Here is a 16,932-nt window from a genome sequence, read left to right on the forward strand (position 1 = left end):
TACACCTCATTTAATCAATTAAGATAAACTCTCAGTAACTAACAATTCATTGCCTCGGTCATCAATCACCTTAACCGCAATTTCTTTATACTCCCCCGGTTCAAACGGTGCGCTTTTGGTTCCCGCCAAATGTTCCCAAACTTCATCATCATAGGTTCCTTTTAATGCTTTTTTAATACCCTCCCAAGCACTGGTGCGGGGGAAGAAGGCTTGATTAACGTGGAAACATAGACCATTATAGTCCGTGTCGAGAAACCATGCGGGGACATTTTTTCCGGGTTGTGATTCCACCTCCATTGTCGTCGGGTCGAAAACATCCAAGCCTAGTAACTCTACTTGATATTTTCCATCCTCCGTCCTGTGTACTTTAATTTCAGGGAGTCCACAGACACTAAAGATTTGAGAACTTTTCATGTGTTTGAGTAAGTCCCCCATCAATAAATCAGGGGTAGCTTGAATATAAGTAGCCGGAATACTCATGGTGTCTTTGCAGTGTTCCACAAACTGACGCGCGATCGCTGAAATAGCAAAGCCAATCACAAATAAATGAGCATACTTTTTCGAGTGCGCTTCCCGCGCGGCTTCAAATACTGTCCTTTCCGCGATCGCTCCATTTTCTGCTGCCCAAACAGGAAGGCGATCGCTTCCTCAGTTTCACTGGTTTCGGCAATTTCTAAATCCCTTGCTTGAGTGATGGCTTCTGCGGATAAATTTTGCGATCGCGCCGTTTCCCGAACTTGATAGAGCCTAATGGTGCGATTTTGGGGAAGGTGCAATATCGGAGACTTCCTGAGAATTTCCAGCATTCGCTGTTCATAAGACCTACTATTTTCAATCACCACGGCTTCTGTTTCCGGTTCCTCTTGGTTTTCCATATCCACCGGAGGCGGGATGGTTCCCTCAATGGTAAACGGACTACACACCCGCACAATACTGTTATCTACTTCGGGACGGTCTACTAAAATTTCCTCCGCCGGAGGTTCATCATTAGCAATACTCTTGAGGGTAATATGCGGCACAATTCCCCCCACTTCTTCCCCTTTCTTGTTCTGCTTCCGTTTATACACAAACCCACCACTGGGGGAATTACCGTCTTTTAGTTCATACCACGGGAAAGTTGCGGTTAATAGTCTCTGTCTTGCTAAGGCTAACGGAACTCTACTCACATCACAAGTTATCCACCTTCTCCCCCACTGTTCCGCTACATAAGCAGTCGTCCCACTTCCGCAGGTTATATCTAGTACAATATCGCCGGGGTCTGTGGTCATTAATAGACAGCGTTCTATGACTTTAGTACCAGTTTGAACTACATAAACCTTTGGGTCGGTAAAGCTTCCAGTCCCTGTATCTTCCCACAACTGTGTAATAGGAACACAGGGAAAATCATTAATATACCGCACATACTGTAAGCTATTTGCTGCAACATGCAAACGATTTGCGTGTGCTAATTTTTTCATACCTTCAATATTGGTTTTCCATCCTTGTCTATATACTTTTCCTAGATATTCAAAATCAGTAATAGGATTTCCCTGAGAAGTTATATTGTCAGCCTTATATATTTTTACATTTCCAGGTATCAGAGAGTAGTTTTCTTTTTCCTCTTTTGTCATGCCTCTGCGTTCTCCTGACTCAAATTCAACCCATGAGTAATTAGAAGCATTCCCTGATTCAATATTTTTTTTCTTATACAATTGATTGTATTTATTACAAGATTTTTCTTTGCCGTACCACAGTAAAAAATCAGACCTACTTGCTAGAAAATTACTACTAAGACCACTTGTCTTGACAAAAACAATTTCACTAATAAAATTATCCGCCCCAAAAACTTCATCCATAATTTCCCTAACATGATGAACATTCTCATCAGAAATCTGGACAAAAACACTGCCACTCTCAGTTAATAATTCCCGCGCCAATAATAACCTATCTCTTAAATAAGATAAATAGCTATGTAACCCCAATTCCCAAGTATCGCGGTAGGCTTTAACCATCTCCGGTTCGCGGGTGAAGTGTTCATCCTCGTTGTGTTTAACATCCCGTTTTTTCACAAATGGCTGAAAATTCGAGCCAAACTTCACACCATAAGGAGGGTCAATATAAATCATCTGTACCTTCCCCGCCATGCCTTCATATTGTACCAGAGAATTCATAGTGATTAAAGAATCCCCCAAAATCATGCGATTAACCCAATTTCCTTGGTATTCGTAAGCCCTAAGAATTTGGTCAGTAATCGACCATTGGGGGTCATTAAATAGGTCGAAAAGATTAAGTTGATCACCCCCAATTTCATGAGATTTGAGAGTTTCAAGAATCGCCCTAGTGGAAAGTCTTTCATGTACAAATAGAGGTAATGTTGGCACTTCCAAACTGCTGCGTTCTGCTTTTCCAGACCAATTAAGGAAAGGTTCCCCCATAGACTTCAACTCAAGCGCGGCGGCTTGTGCTTCTTCCAAACTCGTAGCATTGAGAATTTTAGTAATTAAAGCCTCAGCTTTCTCCCGTGCTGGGTTTTCATCCCAATTTAACTCCGGTGCGAGGGAAGAATCATAGCGATAGGTAACGGGAGGTTTAGGCTTCTGAAATTGCGATTCTGTGCCAATATCCGGTCGTTGGGGATGTTGTTTATTGTGGGTGTAGTCCTGAACTTCTTTCAGCTTTTTGGGAGCTTTTTTTCTAGGCATAATTACTCCAGGAGTCTAGTCTGGTAGATAGCAGTTGAGCGAACCCAATCCTCTCTCAGACAGTATACACTCTCGGCTGACATCATAAATATAAAGATTTTCCCATCATTATTCCCGGTCAAAAACCAGGAATTTTAAGATTAATTTAACAATTGCTGAAACCGACCAATCACAGCCTGTCAATTGTCAATCCCCAACCCCCAAGAAATCCCCACCCCAAAGCGATCGCACCTATTGGGACAGCCATATCATTATGCGATCGCTTCTGAGATTTGACCATGAACCGAAATTAAACTCTGATCAAAAACCACAGAAGTCATTAACTATTATGGCTAACAATTAGACAAGTTTAACCGTCACTTAATAGCTACTTTAGCTTGTCCGATTTCACAAGTCATTCCTTGGCGACACCAACCCGCCCCTATTATATCATTGAACATCACATCTACATCAACTACAGAAACTTTAAATTCCGCATTTGGGGGCGCACTGAGGCTAAATCTGCATAGATAAGAATTGGAACAGTTAGGGTTCTTAATACTGTCGGGTGTAGAACCATCAGGAATACAAACAGTTCCCAATCTTTGATTAGACAAACAAATTGCCAAATCCGGGGCTCCATTTAATACATCCCAAGACTCATTGTTATATTTGCTCTGTTCCACTGCAACATCAACGGTTACTATATCAGCATGAGACGGTTCAGGAAAGCCGAATACAATTAAAACTAGCAGGACTAGACATAACACATAACTCCTGAACAAATTACGGAAATCCCAGGGTTGATAAATCCCTTTATTTCCTAGTAATTTGGCTAGTGGCGGCCGATATTTAAGGTTAATTTGATGCAGTGTATACATGGAATTTCACCGATTTATAGTTAGTGTTACTATCATTCTGCCAGCACAACCCGCCACTGACAGCATACCCCCTATTGGAGAGGGTAGCTAATCGCCGAACGGCTGTACAAGACGCGAACCAAATCCTCTGTCAGACAGTATACACTCTCCGCTGACATCATAAATATAAAGATTTTCCCATCATTATTCCCGGTCAAAAACCAGGAATTTTAAGATTAATTTAACAATTGCTGAAACCGACCAATCAAAGCCTGTCAATTGTCAATCCCCAACCGCCAAGAAATCCCCACCCCAAAGCGATCGCTCCTTTATTCTCCTTCCCCATAGCCGTTTCTCACCCTCTAGTTAGTGGTAGCTTGGCGATTATTTAAAAGGTGCGATCGCTCCTATATGCTACTTGATTAATCATGTAATACCCCCCACGCAGTCCCTCTCCCAACTGGAGAGAGGTATTGAGGCTTAGGGTAATATTTTAAGTCAATTCCCAACAACCTGTCATCTCCAATTCAACCTCAATTAATCGCGTTTTTTCGGGTTACTTTTACTCATGTCTTGAGTCAATACTTCTAAACTCAAAAAGTCCTCATTATCATCTAACTCTGATGATTCTGATAGATTTTCCGCCTGTTCAAAACTGCTCAAGATATCATCAAGAGTTACATCAGAATCACCCCATCCCGTCAAAGGATTATCTGATAGAGTTGCCGATTTTTCGGGTTTACCCGCCGAATTAGAAGCAGCAGAAATCGAATTTTTAGAACTCGAATTTAGCTCGCCCAATAAGTTGTCAAAAGTAATCATTTCCTCCTCGGAAGGCATAGAAATCGGTTGATAATCCTCCCCGGAATCTTCAGCTAAGATATCTTCAGCTAAGATATCTTCAATCTCATTAGATTCCGGTTTCTCTAACTTAGCCAATTCCGCCTCTAATTGTTCCAGGGTACTCTGATCAACTAAGAACCGAGAATCCATCGATTCATCATCGCTATCATCATCCACACCCGGAAGCAAATTCTCATCAGGAGAAGCATAGATAAACTGTTCATCCTCCTTTAAATTGGGTTCTTCAAAGATATTACTAAAATCTTCAAAAGTATCCTGACTAGCAGATGGAGAAGCCTTTTGATTTGGCGTGGCTCGATTCATCTCTACTGGCTGATTTTGATTGATATTTTCGCTCAAAATATCCTCATCCTCCCAGAGAAGTTCCTGAACATCATCTGGCTGTAAACTTCCGTTTACATCTAATTCTTCCGACACAGAGAAGCCATCAAACGGGTCTGACTGGCTACCATTTCCACCCCCCGCAGAAGATACATTTCTCCGAGTTTCTCTCGCCACTGGTAGCTCTTCCTCTGGGGTATCCTCAAACAAATCTTGAGTATCTAACCTCAGATCTTCCTCATCAGGTTCTGATTCTGATAAATCTGTAGATGTCTCCGTAGATGTCTCTGAGGTATCCCCAAATAAATCCTCAGCATCCCAACCCTCATCATCTACGGATTCTGGGGGGATATCAGCAGCAGTTTCCGCCACTATATCATCACTATCATCAGCCTCATCATCCCCAAATAAATCCTCAGCATCCCAACCCTCATCATCTACCGATTCTGGGGGGATATCAGCAGCAGTTTCCGCCACTATATCATCACTATCATCAGCCTCATCATCCCCAAATAAATCCTCAGCATCCCAACCCTCATCATCTACGGATTCTGGGGGGATATCAGCAGCAGTTTCCGCCACTATATCATCACTATCATCAGCCTCATCATCCCCAAATAAATCCTCAGCATCCCAACCCTCATCATCTACGGATTCTGGGGGGATATCAGCAGCAGTTTCCGCCACTATATCATCACTATCATCAGCCTCATCATCCCCAAATAAATCCTCAGCATCCCAACCCTCATCATCTACGGATTCTGGGGGGATATCAGCAGGAGTTTCAGTTTCCGCGACTATATCCTCTTCCGGTTCCGGTTGTGGTTCCGGTTCTATTTGAGTTTCCGAAAATCTAGTGTTTAAAGGAAGTTCCACCCCCGCAAAAGGAAATAAATAATCCTGATCCTCAACAGAAGATATCTCTGGGGAGGGTTGAGTTTCGGGAGTTATTACCACCCCCTGCTGACCGATCGCATTAGGTTGAACCGGGGGAGTAGCCTGTCTAGGTTGTAGGTCAAGCAGTTGTATAGAAGATTGAAGTTGGGAGGTTGTAGCCTGACTCAATTGCTGGGTGAGATAATTAATCCAAGCCGAAAGAATCACCTCTCCCTGTTGTCCCAAACCGTGCATTTTCTCAATATTTTGGGACAGAGATTCCTGATAAGTTTGTAAATTGCTTTGTAGGGCTTCAAAAATGACACTTAAACTAGAATCAAGGGTCATCAGCATCTGATCAGACTGAGCCTGTAGAGTCCGCATTTGTTCCAGTCGTTGGGCTGGAGTGAGTCGGGGTAACATCTTAGAAGTTTCCAACTCCTCCGCATAGTCCCCACCAGCATCAGAGAAAACCCGAACATCGCGGCCACTGTTTGCGCCTTCACCTCCCCGACGACCCAAAGCCGTAGTGGACTCACTGGGGGTAGTCTGAACAGTATCCCCCAACAGCAGGGCGTTAAGAACCTGTTCTTCAAGGTTACTGAGGGTTTCGCTAACACTCTCAGTGAGACTTTCCTGAAGACGATTCATCAATTCTTGCAGAAACTCTGTAATAATTTGCTGCTGGTCGTGGGATTGGTCAGCGGAGATCAGATTTTCCTGTCGCCGCAGTTCTAAAGCTCTGATATCCTGTAATAGTAGTTGTCGCTCATGGCGTAACTCTTCTACCTCAGACTTTAGCAAAGCCGAAAGTCGCGATCGCAAATAACCCATTTCTTCGCGCAAGGCTTGCCAAAAATTCTGCTGTTGGGACCCCGAAAGAGATGATGGGTCAGCGGAACCTGTAGATCTCAGGGACAATGAAGAGTCATCAATATCTTGTTGAAGAGATACGAGATAATTCCGAACACGCTCCAAAACTTGACGGGCGCGGGTCACGGTTTCCCCAAAAGCCACCCAAGGTAGCCTGGGGCTGGGTTGACTCAGTACCTCGTCAATTTCAGCAATAAGAGTCTGAATTTGATCCTGATGAGAAGTCAAGGGAGGGACCTCAATTTACTAGCGTTTGACGAGAAAATTTAACCGGGATATCAATATATTTTGAGTTTCAATAGTCCAGATTTAACCTTTAAAATAGTGTTGTTAGGAGTAGGCGTAGCTCGATGCTGGGCCCAAAGTTGGGGGGACCACCCCCAGCTCACATCTGTGAGTTAACATCCAATTTAGGTTAATTTTGGTAGGATACAGTGATTTTGACTCTATATCCCTTTAAAATGATAACCTGCCTGTGCCAATCTAGTTCTCAACTCATCCCTGGTTAGTCTACTGTGTAGGCTGATGCCCTCAATTATAATCAAAGCCAATCTCGGATTACATCCGTAGTCAAACCTTAGCTATTGTAGTTAAGTACAACGAAACTCCACAATAATAGTGGTATCGTTTGACTAAAGTTGGCTCTGTCAGCACCCCCGGCTGAAGCACGGGGGCTTCGTGCCCCCCTTTCAGGTAGCTGACCAGCCTAAGCCTTAACTGGCTCCGTTCAGAGCAAGAGTTAAAGTTCCTACCCTGGAATGCGTGCTAGTTCCAGGCTCTAGAACCGAATCGTTAAACATCTCTAAGGGGTTAAGGACGTGCGATTTGGATAGTACCGACTCTGAACATTGGCGAAGCAAACATTACCCCGCAAGGGAGTCGGAGCCAACCATAGCTCCATGGAGGGGCAACCATACCCCTCCACCCCACAAGGGGGTGCTGGCGGCTAAAGCCGCTTGAGTTGGTTTTCCTCTCCGTGATAAATCACGGAGCTTCCAACCCTCCCAGGAGTTTTACGTGAATTGTCTATTGGACAACTCCTGCTAACTAGCCACGGATAAGCGCTAATTTCAAACATCATAGCCCAATGGAAGATCGGTACTTCTCCCGCGAGTCACAATCAGATATCACCCGGATGATTCTCTCGACTGCCTTTTTTGAGGGTTTACCCGACGAGGTAGCCGAAAGAGCCACCTCTCATGTGGTGGGTCGAAGCCACCCCCCCAATCAAGTGATTTTGCTGGAGAATGATTGGGGTAGCTCAGTATATTTTATCTTAGATGGTTGGGTCAAAATTAGGACCTACAACCTTGATGGTAAGGAAGTTACACTCAATATTTTGGGGAAAGGTGAATTATTTGGAGAAATGGCAGCCCTTGATGAGGTCCCCCGATCGACAGATGTAATTACCCTCGCCCCAACCATGATTGGCAATATGCCAGCTCAGGATTTTGTCCAACTGATTAACACGGAACCATTGGCAGGTATTAGGTTGGCTCAGTTAATGGGCCGCCGTCTGCGTCAGGTTAATCGGCGGTTACGGTTGCGTGAGTCAGATAGTGCTTCACGAGTGGCAGATATTTTGTTGTTTTTGGCAGAAGGACAAGGTAAAACCACAGAATCAGGAACGACAATTCCTAATTTACCCCACCGAGAACTCAGCAGTTTGAGCGGACTAGCTCGCGAAACTGTGACTAGGGTACTCAGTAAACTGGAGAAAAAGGGATTAATTCATCGCGATCGCGATCTTCTCAGCATTCCCGATGTTCATGCCCTAGAGAGGATGTTGGTTTAACATGGGTTAGCGGTCTTGGTCCTACCATGACCTTAGCTAACCTCGTTCCTGACCTAAGATAGCATGAGTGATTTTTCTAACCAGAGCCCCCAACCATCTCCTAAACCATCGGACAGTTTCCCTTCTGTGTCCCCCCTCGTTATGGTGGAAACTGCCTTTCTGGCATCCACGGCTAGTTTGATTTGGTTTATCAACTACTACTTTCCTCTCGGTCCTCTGTTGCGAGTCTTTTTTCCCCTACCTATTGCTTTGCTATATTTGCGCTGGGATCGACGGGCGGCGATTATGGGTGCTATCACCTCTGGGTTGCTTTTGACAGTTTTAATGGGTCCTACACGCAGCATTCTCTATGTGATCCCCTATGGTTGGATGGCTGTGGTGTTGGGCGGCTTGTGGAAACGAGGCGCCAAATGGCCGGTTACTGTGGCGATCGCCTCCTTAATTGGCGCTATTGGCTTCTTTTTCCGTTACTGGCTGCTGTCAATTCTCTTGGGTCGGGATTTGTGGGTTTATGCGACTACCCAAATTGCACAACTGCTAGAGTCTATCTTTATTCGTCTGGGGGTACTTGCACCCCCAAGTTTAGTATTTATTCAGATTGTCGCTGTATTGATGGTTTTGGCTAATAATATCGTTTATCTGTTTGTGGTGCATTTGGTGTCTCTGTTGATGCTCGATCGCCTTAAAAGTCCTATTCCCCGCCCCCCCCGTTGGGTACAGATTTTGCTGGACTATGAGGAATAATGGCAGTCCGAATTTATACACAGCCCCGTAATGGTCAGGCTTGGTTAAGCCAATATCGACACCAAAAGCCCATTTTTGCCTGTGTTTTGGGATTTACGGAAACGGGTTTAATTCCCGGAATTTCCGCCGCTGGCGCTACACCCGCCGATCGCCGCCGCACCTATCTCGCAGACGCTGAATTTCTGGTCACAGGTCCTGTGCCATCTCCCCGTTATCCTTTACCGCCTTTGGTGGCTGGTGCTTCCCCGGTATTGATTTCGCGGGCTGTAGTGGCGGCGCTGAATATCCCCATTAACTTATTTAATGCTGGGGTTCCGGTAATTCCTTGTGTACCAACTATCGACCTGGGAGGAGTCCCGGCTAAGTGTCTCAGTTCCGGCGCTGCTTTGAACTCTACCATAGTTCAACATCTATTTGAGTCGGGGTTGGCTTGGGGCGATCGCATTGCTGCTATGGCTGATGATAGTTATGTGATCATCGGAGAATGTGTCGTCGGGGGAACTACCACCGCTCTGGCTGTGTTGATGGGTTTGGGAATTCCCGCGGCCGGAAAAGTTAACAGTAGCCACCCCCAGTGTAACCATGACCAAAAATTAGCGATAGTTACGGCGGGACTCCGGGCGGCTCAAATTACCCCAGGTCAAGTCGATCCCCTGACACTGGTTGCTGCTGTTGGCGACCCTATGCAAATTGCGGTTGCTGCTATGACTATTGCTGCTAGTCGCCGGGTAGGGGTTCTTTTGGCGGGGGGAACCCAAATGCTGGCTGTTTATGCTTTGGCTGAGGCGATCGCTTCTGCTAAAAATCTTTCCTGGTGTCCGGGACGGGTCGCGGTTGGTACTACTCGCTGGGTTGCAGAAGATACCACAGGGGATACTGTCGGACTCGCTAAGGCGATCGGTCCGGTTCCCCTATTGGCAACCCAACTTGATTTTACCCATTCCCATTACCCCCAACTACAAGCATTTGAGCAAGGATATGTTAAAGAGGGTGTCGGAGCCGGAGGATGTGCGATCGCTTCCTATCTGTGCAGTCAGTGGACATTAAGCCAGTTACTGACACAAATTGAACAGCTTGCTGGCCATCTCTAACCCCTCTCCCTTCAAGCGCGCACCCGCCGAGACAATAACTGCTCTTCTAAGGCGGCAATACGATTGTAAGCAGCAGTAAGCTGCGCTGTCAAACGCTGGATCTGAACATCTGCACTAAACATGGTTTCTTGGCTTACCATAGTGCTGCTATTTATATAGTGATCATCACTTAAAATATCTTTGTGTGTACCCTGGCGTTCCTCAAATCTTACAGTCATTGCTGGGGAAGGAACTGGGTATAATCCACTATTGTATTTGCGATCGTGCAGCTCCGATTCTTCCATCACCACACTGCTATCTGTCAGTCCTTCCTCAGCAGTCCGAGTCAATGAAAACATTTCCGAAAAACCATGATCATCCCTAGGAATACTTCCCCGTAGCTGCATGACTACCTCATACAGGGCATCTACTTTATTCGTTAAGGTCCTTACTTGTTCTGCTAACATATCCATAGATACTCCATGCTAGGTGATTAATAATCTTTGCCCCCATCCTAAAACAAGATTCCGCTAACCCCTGATTACTTCCGATTTATTTAACCTTTTAACTTCCCATTGAAGTTTACCCAATTCCTGGGGCGATATACTGATACATTTACGCGACATTTTTCCGGTTGTTCCCGGACAATGCGACGATAGCACTATTACCCGTTAAGGTAACAGAGGCGGTATCCCGCAAAGCTTTTAGAAAGATTCCAAAAGCACCGTTCCAGTCCCGTGGTAGAGTGAACCCACACTCCGGACATCGGAACACTTTTGAGCCACCTAGCTGGGAATGCACATGACCACAGTGAGTACAGGTTTTGCTGGTGTATTCTTCCGTCACATCTACAACTGTGGTTCCAGTTATCTCGGCTTGATGTCTCAGGGTTAGTTTGAATCGATAATGCGCCCATGTCAGCATGGCGCGGGCAGTCTTAGACCTGATTAGACGCTTCACCTTGGCAACCATATCGGAAGTCTCGAAGGTGGGCAAAAAAATTAGGCTGTAGTTGTGAGTCAAGTAGTGAGCAATTTGTTTGTGGGCCTCATCCACTAAATTCCGGATTTTAGTTCTCATTCGTTGAGCCGCTTGCCTCATCCGTCGCCTTCTTGAACGACAGGGTTCCTTGGCGATTCGGCTCATCAAATCATCCAAATGTTGACATAGCCTAGTAATGCGTCCAATATCCCCGGAGCCCAATTCCAGAAACCGAGAGCCATCAAACCCAGTTATGAAAGTTCGGACACCCGGGTCTAATGCAATCACGCCAGTAGCGTCAGTTGTGGTAACGGCAACTGGTTCAGGGAAAATCGCCAACCATCGACCTTTGGTAAACACCAACTGAGTCCCTTGCCCGCAAGTTTTAGGGATGGGTTCGGAAACCATGAAAGTTAATCCTTTCGTTAGTCTTGGATACCAACTCCCTGAAGAGAAATTAGTATTATTGAACTTCATCCCTTGAGAGCTGTCACGACAACTTCTAAACCTGGCATCAGGACTGGCGCTCAAAGCCTGATAGGCATCAAAGATGGCATTTTGCCGAATGTGGCAGGGTGTTTCTTTGACCCATTCGGGTAAGTCACTCTGCATCACTTGATTGCGTAACTTTAACTTGCTTAGTCGTTTACCACTCCTAGATAATGCAATTGCTTGGTTGTAGCAATACCGACAAGCAGCCAGCCATTGGCGCCAGACTTGATTTAGCTCCGGGCTGGGGTAAATCCGGATCTTCTTTGACCTGAGTTTTGTATTTACTCCGTCCGTATAATCGGGAACTGAAGCAGTGGAGGATGGCGAGGATGTCCTCAACCATTTCTGGTTCTGGACTGAGACTTGTCTGGTTGAGAACCATGAGTGAACACCTGTTTTGCTCACAGAGCCATCGAAACAAGTCAAATCCCCATATTGCCAATCAGTCTTTGTGGGCAACGACAACCATGCCGACATCTCCTGACAAATGATGTCCCAGTAAGGCCAGCATTTTCTTTCCCTTGAAGTCGAGCCCGCCTCCGATTTCTGAGACGACTTCTGCTTCGGGGTAGAGGTTGGACAATGCGGCCACCTGTCGGTTGAGGTCGGACTGCTGGGCGCGGCTACTAACTCTGGCATAGATAACGACTTTGCGTTTGTCACTGCCTGATTTGGCAGTATATGACTCAACGTTATATCGTCGTTGCCCAGCGGGGGTTCTGATGGTCTCGATTGAGCCATTGTCGTCCCATCTGCGGAGTGTTCTTTCATGGACTCCAAGGATTTGGGCGGCTTCCTTGGGTTTGACATATTTGGCAATAGGTTTATCCTCAACTCTTCTCGCTTATTATACCGTATTGCCCTAAAATATTAACCTAATTTGAGATTAAATCATGCTCCTATACCAGAGTCAATCTCTGGCAGTTCAAACCTTAATATAACTTAAAGAATTCCCCCATATATATTCATAATCATGGGCGAGACTATTTCCCACTAATTTGCATAAGTATATTTACGGTTGAAGGCTACCATCACCCCACCAATTACCAGCCCATAGGGCTTGACTAAATATTTGACCAGAATTAAATCCGATAATTAAAGCAAGTGTTGTGTCTGATGTTACCAAATTTTCTCTGATGAGATTTAAGCCAGTAATGACAGTACAATGGTTCTAAACAACAAAGTGGCAACCCATCGCGATCACCCCCGTACAGGTGAGGGTCAAGAATCGGGGAACGCCACCCCACCTTATAAATATGTCACTGAACCGACGATCTTTCCTGTGGGGAACAAGTCTATTAGCACTGGCGGAATTAATCGGGGGATGTGATACCCCCACAGATTTTCGGGTCCAGTTGCTAAATGGTTCTGTTCCCGTTCAACTGGTAAACCGCTTTCGCCGCCAACAACCGCAGCGGCCTGGGTTAAGTTTTGTACCCAAGTTTAATCTCGAAGACCTCTACCAGCAATTACAAGCGGAAGCCACTAGCAACCCCGCTGATTTAGTCATGATTGGCGACTATTGGCTATCAGCAGCCATTAGAGAGGAATTAATCGAACCCCTCAACCCAGAGGATTTATCCCAGTGGCAGCAATTACCCGAAAACTGGCAAAACCTAGTTAGACGTAACCCAAATGGAGAATTGAGCAACTCCCCAGAAGGTCAAATTTGGGGCGCTCCCTATCGCTGGGGGACAACAGCGATCGCTTATCGGGTTGATAGATTTGAGAAATTAGGCTGGACTCCAACCGACTGGCAAGACCTATGGCGGTCTGAGTGCCAGGGTCGTATCTCCCTATTAGATCAAGCGCGAGAGGTGATTGGTTTAACCCTGAAAAAATTGGGCTACTCCTACAACACCCCTGATCTGGATCTAGTTCCCGACTTGAAAGCGGAATTGGAACAACTACACCAAAATGTCCGCCTCTATGATTCTAATAACTATCTCAAACCCCTAATTTTGGGTGATACTTGGCTGGCTGTCGGTTGGTCGGGAGATATTTCTCCCCAAGTGCAACGACAACATAATATAGCGATCGCTATCCCTAAATCTGGTACTGCTTTATGGTCTGATGTGTGGGTCAAACCGATCGCCACCAGTGCCACGAATAACCCCCTAGTTCAAGCCTGGATTGATTTTTGTTGGCAACCTGAAATAGCTACCCAAATGTCATTATTGACTGGCGCAACCTCCCCCATAGTTTGGGGAATGTCGCGAGCCGATTTACCCAAGGATTTACGGGAAAATCCGCAACTGTTACCCGATACCGACATTTTAGAGCGCAGTGAATTTTTGCTGCCCCTAACTGTTGCCAGTATGCAACAATATCAGCGCCTCTGGCAGCAGATCCGTTCCGTAGTGCGATCGTAGCGCCTTCCCCCGCTACAAAGCTAGTAAGACACTGATGATGATAATAATCACAATAGCCACCCCTAGGGCGTTTCTTCGTACCCATTCACCCACAGAGTGTGGAAATCTCCCCTGGTGGTTGACAAACGGCTGAGGCAAAATTGGTTTACTCCGGTCTTGATAGAGAGTGCATTCCCTGGCATAAGGACGTTTGGGAAAGTTGCAGGTGTCGTCTTCATGATAAAGACAACTCTGGCACAGAAACTCCCCTTGATCAGCGCGGTGTAACGGAATACCCGGATGACCAAAGGCCTTCAGTTCATATTTGCAGTAGGGACAGGCGATCGCCTGAGAATCAACGGGTTGACGACAACGGGGACATTCTGGCATAGGAAAATCAATAGCGATCGACAGTAGGGGGCTTCCAACAAAAAAAGTGAAAAGTGATACAGTTTGTTTGACCGTAAATCTAGCTTAAATTGTACTAGATACTTAAAAACCTATGGATGACAACAATTTACTCAAACAGCTTTTGATGATCGGCATTGGTACCACCTCCCTGGTAGCCGAGAAATTGCAGGAGGTTACAGATCAGTGGGTCAAAGAGGGAACCCTTAACCCAGATGATGCTAAACGCTTTATTGATGAGATGACCCAGCGCCTGAAAATGGATCAACAAAGCCTGGAAGAGTTGATGCAGCGCCAGATTAAAAATATGATGCAGGATATCGGTGTTCCCCGCCAGGCAGAACTTGATGAGTTGCGGGGACGCTTAGACCGTTTAGAACGTCAGATGCGAGATTTGGAAAATCGCCACTGGCGCTAAGGACCATAACCTGTCAAACTGGAATAGTTACCACCAGTTTTTCTGTCAAATTTCAGGTGTACTCAATGGGGTCATGTTCATCAAAACTTAGGAAGCCAGAACCCTTGGCTATGTCCCCATGGCGGAATGACTCCCCTTGATGTATCTGAATCAACAGTTAGCCGGTTCTTGGTAAAATGATTTTCCCTAACTTAACTGAGGAGGACGATAAAAGGTGCGAGAAATTTTGATCAGCTTTGGGGTAATTGTGGCCTGTTCCCTGGTTCTCATTGTTGCTCAAATTACCTATTCTGGAAAAGAAGCTAATGCTTCCAATATGGGAACCCAGGTCAGACCTGAAACCGAAATCAAGGTTCAGGAAAGCAAGGTTTCTACCAATTCTTTGCTGTCAGGAGGTATAGCAGCACCGACAGCTAATTTCACCATTGCTCAAAATATGACAAATACAGAAGAAAACCTAGTTACAACAGATTCCGGTCTCCAGTATGTGGATTTACAGGAGGGAACTGGTGCTAGTCCCCAAGCGGGTCAGACAGTTACGGTTCACTATACCGGAACTCTGAAGGATGGCACTAAGTTCGACAGTTCCCGCGATCGCAATCGGCCTTTTTCCTTTACAATTGGGGTTGGTCAAGTCATTAAAGGTTGGGATGAGGGAGTCGCCTCTATGCAAGTAGGGGGACGCAGAAAACTGATTATTCCGGCTGACTTGGGATATGGCGATCGCGGTGCGGGTGGCGTGATTCCTCCGAATGCTACCTTAATTTTTGATGTGGAATTATTGAAAATTTCCTGATAGCAACTCACAGCTAAACTAGGGCAAAATTGACTCAACACCCAGATCTCATCCGGTTAACGGTGGTTAGATTTGCCCTGGTTTTCCCTAGCCCAGCACTTGACAAAACCATTTATTAATGGTAGGGATTTAAAAATTTGTGATCAATCCCCTTTCCCAACCCTAGGCTTGGTATAACCCTGGTGCTTCCAAGGTACAATCGCTGTTTGATTAATTAACAGATCTGTCGCTGCTGTCAATATCCTAAACTTGGCATCTAGGCAGGACTTATTTTAACTTAGGAGTCGAGGAACAGATTGCTTGTGGAAAAAATTCGTATCGCCATTATTGGTATTGGTAACTGTGCGAGTTCTTTAATCCAAGGGATTGAATATTATCGCGACAAAAATGCCCAGGATGCCATCGGACTTATGCACTGGGAAATCGGCGGCTACAAACCCTCTGATATGGAGGTGGTCGCCGCCTTTGATATCGATCGCAGAAAAGTTGGCTTAGATGTGGCAGAGGCAATTTTTGCCCCCCCTAACTGCACCACAGTTTTCTGTTCTCATGTTCCCCCAACTGGGGTTAATGTGTCAATGGGTCGCATTCTCGATGGTGTAGCAGAACACATGGTTGATGTAGATGAACGCTACAGCTTTCAACCCAGCGCGCGACCTCAACCCTCGAAAGCAGAAGTAGTCAAAATTTTACAAGACTCCCGCGCAGAAATTCTAGTTAATTATCTGCCTGTTGGTTCCCAGGAAGCCACCGAATTTTATGCCGAATGTGCCTTAGATGCTGGGGTCGGTTTCGTCAACTGCATTCCCGTATTTATCGCCAGTAATCCCCTCTGGGAGGAGAAATTTAGACTTAATAAGGTTCCTATTATCGGCGATGATATTAAATCCCAATTAGGCGCAACTATTACTCACCGCGCCTTAGCTAATCAATTTCAAAAGCGAGGAGTCAAAATTGATCGCACCTACCAAATTAACACGGGCGGAAATACGGACTTTCTGAATATGTTAGACCGTCGCCGCCTCGACTCGAAAAAAGAGTCCAAAACTGAGGCAGTTCAGAGCGTGGTGCGAGAACGTCTAGCCAACGAAAATATCCACGTCGGACCTAGCGATTATGTTCCTTGGCAAAAGGATAATAAAGTCTGCTTTATCCGCATGGAAGGACGACTATTTGGAGATGTTCCCATGAACATCGAATTGCGCCTGTCTGTGGAAGATTCTCCTAACTCAGCCGGAGTAGTTATCGATGCTATCCGCTGCTGTAAATTAGGACTAGACAGGGGACTTGGCGGCGTGTTGGACTCTCCCTCAGCCTTTTTTATGAAGCATCCGCCAAAACAGTTCGTTGATGATGAGGCATACGAAATGACGGAACGATTTATCGCCAACCCATCCTAAAATCAGGATATGGTCAAATAACT

Annotated in this window: 15 protein-coding genes and 2 pseudogenes; 8 read left to right on the forward strand and 9 right to left on the reverse strand. The window is 45.7% G+C overall.

Going from position 1 to position 16,932, the window contains the following annotated elements:
- Window positions 1-18: 18 nt before the first annotated feature.
- The 3 genes from NLZ44_RS14110 to NLZ44_RS14120 all read right to left on the reverse strand — a co-directional run bounded on the left by NLZ44_RS14110 (window position 19) and on the right by NLZ44_RS14120 (window position 3,541).
- Window positions 19-540, reverse strand: coding sequence for a hypothetical protein (locus NLZ44_RS14110; RefSeq protein WP_493750191.1), 522 nt, complete (start codon window positions 538-540; stop codon window positions 19-21).
- Window positions 537-2,681 (reverse strand): DNA methyltransferase, encoded by a 2,145-nt coding sequence (locus NLZ44_RS14115; protein WP_493750192.1) that lies wholly within the window; start codon window positions 2,679-2,681, stop codon window positions 537-539. Before NLZ44_RS14115 ends, NLZ44_RS14110 begins: the two co-directional genes overlap by 4 nt.
- Before the next feature lie 356 nt (window positions 2,682-3,037).
- The gene (locus tag NLZ44_RS14120) at window positions 3,038-3,541 is read right to left on the reverse strand and encodes a hypothetical protein (protein WP_111894291.1); all 504 of its coding nucleotides are present in this window, start codon (window positions 3,539-3,541) and stop codon (window positions 3,038-3,040) included.
- A gap of 227 nt (window positions 3,542-3,768) precedes the next feature.
- Between NLZ44_RS14120 and NLZ44_RS14125 the strand changes: the two genes are divergently transcribed.
- Window positions 3,769-3,912 (forward strand): hypothetical protein, encoded by a 144-nt coding sequence (locus tag NLZ44_RS14125; RefSeq protein WP_493750193.1) that lies wholly within the window; start codon window positions 3,769-3,771, stop codon window positions 3,910-3,912.
- 145 nt (window positions 3,913-4,057) lie between these two features.
- Here the strand turns inward: NLZ44_RS14125 and NLZ44_RS14130 are convergent, their stop codons facing one another.
- Window positions 4,058-6,682, reverse strand: a complete 2,625-nt coding sequence (locus tag NLZ44_RS14130; RefSeq protein ID WP_493750194.1) for a hypothetical protein — start codon at window positions 6,680-6,682, stop codon at window positions 4,058-4,060.
- A 635-nt stretch (window positions 6,683-7,317) separates the two neighbouring features.
- Window positions 7,318-7,532: pseudogene (locus NLZ44_RS14135) on the reverse strand (hypothetical protein).
- A 9-nt stretch (window positions 7,533-7,541) separates the two neighbouring features.
- Between NLZ44_RS14135 and NLZ44_RS14140 the strand changes: the two are divergent.
- The 3 genes from NLZ44_RS14140 (at window position 7,542) to cobT (ending at window position 10,084) form a co-directional block, all read left to right on the forward strand.
- Entirely contained in the window at window positions 7,542-8,249 is a 708-nt protein-coding gene (locus tag NLZ44_RS14140; RefSeq protein ID WP_006620746.1) for a Crp/Fnr family transcriptional regulator, read from the forward strand.
- 63 nt (window positions 8,250-8,312) lie between these two features.
- Window positions 8,313-8,993, forward strand: coding sequence for a DUF2232 domain-containing protein (locus tag NLZ44_RS14145; protein WP_493750195.1), 681 nt, complete (start codon window positions 8,313-8,315; stop codon window positions 8,991-8,993).
- A complete protein-coding gene (gene cobT, locus NLZ44_RS14150) occupies window positions 8,993-10,084 on the forward strand; it encodes a nicotinate mononucleotide-dependent phosphoribosyltransferase CobT (RefSeq protein ID WP_008049362.1) in 1,092 nt (363 codons plus the stop codon). Before NLZ44_RS14145 ends, cobT begins: the two co-directional genes overlap by 1 nt.
- 11 nt (window positions 10,085-10,095) lie before the next feature.
- Here the strand turns inward: cobT and NLZ44_RS14155 are convergent, their stop codons facing one another.
- From NLZ44_RS14155 to NLZ44_RS14165, 3 genes and pseudogenes are all read right to left on the reverse strand, one after another.
- Complete coding sequence (locus tag NLZ44_RS14155; RefSeq protein ID WP_493750196.1) at window positions 10,096-10,536, reverse strand: hypothetical protein; 441 nt, start codon at window positions 10,534-10,536, stop codon at window positions 10,096-10,098.
- Between the two features lie 142 nt (window positions 10,537-10,678).
- Window positions 10,679-11,746 carry an RNA-guided endonuclease InsQ/TnpB family protein gene (locus tag NLZ44_RS14160; protein WP_493753000.1) on the reverse strand — a complete coding sequence of 356 codons (1,068 nt, stop codon included), beginning with the start codon at window positions 11,744-11,746 and terminating at the stop codon, window positions 10,679-10,681.
- 37 nt (window positions 11,747-11,783) lie between these two features.
- Window positions 11,784-12,356, reverse strand: a pseudogene (locus tag NLZ44_RS14165) (IS607 family transposase); the annotation flags it as partial.
- A gap of 436 nt (window positions 12,357-12,792) precedes the next feature.
- Here NLZ44_RS14165 and NLZ44_RS14170 point away from each other — a divergent pair.
- Window positions 12,793-13,908, forward strand: coding sequence for an extracellular solute-binding protein (locus NLZ44_RS14170; RefSeq protein ID WP_193520285.1), 1,116 nt, complete (start codon window positions 12,793-12,795; stop codon window positions 13,906-13,908).
- A 12-nt stretch (window positions 13,909-13,920) separates the two neighbouring features.
- Here the strand turns inward: NLZ44_RS14170 and NLZ44_RS14175 are convergent, their stop codons facing one another.
- Window positions 13,921-14,277 (reverse strand): zinc ribbon domain-containing protein, encoded by a 357-nt coding sequence (locus NLZ44_RS14175; RefSeq protein ID WP_111893968.1) that lies wholly within the window; start codon window positions 14,275-14,277, stop codon window positions 13,921-13,923.
- A 112-nt stretch (window positions 14,278-14,389) separates the two neighbouring features.
- Between NLZ44_RS14175 and NLZ44_RS14180 the strand changes: the two genes are divergently transcribed.
- The 3 genes from NLZ44_RS14180 to NLZ44_RS14190 all read left to right on the forward strand — a co-directional run bounded on the left by NLZ44_RS14180 (window position 14,390) and on the right by NLZ44_RS14190 (window position 16,909).
- Window positions 14,390-14,713: a phasin family protein gene (locus NLZ44_RS14180; protein WP_315640064.1), complete on the forward strand. Its 324-nt coding sequence runs from the start codon at window positions 14,390-14,392 to the stop codon at window positions 14,711-14,713.
- 214 nt (window positions 14,714-14,927) lie between these two features.
- The gene (locus tag NLZ44_RS14185; RefSeq protein ID WP_315640062.1) at window positions 14,928-15,509 is read left to right on the forward strand and encodes an FKBP-type peptidyl-prolyl cis-trans isomerase; all 582 of its coding nucleotides are present in this window, start codon (window positions 14,928-14,930) and stop codon (window positions 15,507-15,509) included.
- A gap of 302 nt (window positions 15,510-15,811) precedes the next feature.
- Entirely contained in the window at window positions 15,812-16,909 is a 1,098-nt protein-coding gene (locus NLZ44_RS14190) for an inositol-3-phosphate synthase (protein ID WP_315640061.1), read from the forward strand.
- Window positions 16,910-16,932 lie beyond the last annotated feature (23 nt).

It is taken from the genome of Arthrospira sp. PCC 9901 (genome assembly GCF_059013425.1).